Raw genomic sequence first — 452 nt, 5'->3', positions numbered from 1 at the left:
TCCATCGCTGATATGGGCTTTGGCTTGCTCCAGCTTCTTGAGCGTGACGACAGGCTTGCGCCCTCCTTTTCTGCCGCGCGTTGCAGCAGCCTTCAATCCGGCCTGCGTGCGCTCGACAATGAGGTCACGCTCAAACTCGGCAAGCGCACCGAACAGATGGAACACCAAAGTGCCGCCGGTAGTTGTTGTGTCCACGCCTTCGGTCAGGGATTTGAAGCCAACACCGCGGTCGCCGAGGTCTGTCACTGTTTCCACCAGGTGCTTCATGGAGCGGCCCAGACGGTCGAGTTTCCAGACCAAAAGCGTGTCGCCCTTGCGCAGAAAGGCCAGGGCATTATTCAGGCCAGGGCGTTCGGCTTTGGCGCCGGAGATGACATCTTCAAACACAGTTTCGCAGCCCGCAGCTTTGAGCGCATCCACCTGCGGTTCCAGCTTTTGCTCAGTGGTCGAGA

Annotated in this window: 1 protein-coding gene; it reads right to left on the bottom strand. The window is 59.1% G+C overall.

Going from position 1 to position 452, the window contains the following annotated elements; translation table 11 throughout:
• On the bottom strand, window positions 1–452 hold a 452-nt coding region (locus tag A3722_RS05030), incomplete at both ends, for a recombinase family protein (RefSeq protein ID WP_067915959.1).

Origin of the sequence: Sulfitobacter sp. HI0027, assembly GCF_001634775.1 — a bacterium.
Taxonomy (GTDB): Bacteria; Pseudomonadota; Alphaproteobacteria; order Rhodobacterales; family Rhodobacteraceae; genus Sulfitobacter.
This window is presented reverse-complemented; position numbering and strand designations above follow the sequence as displayed.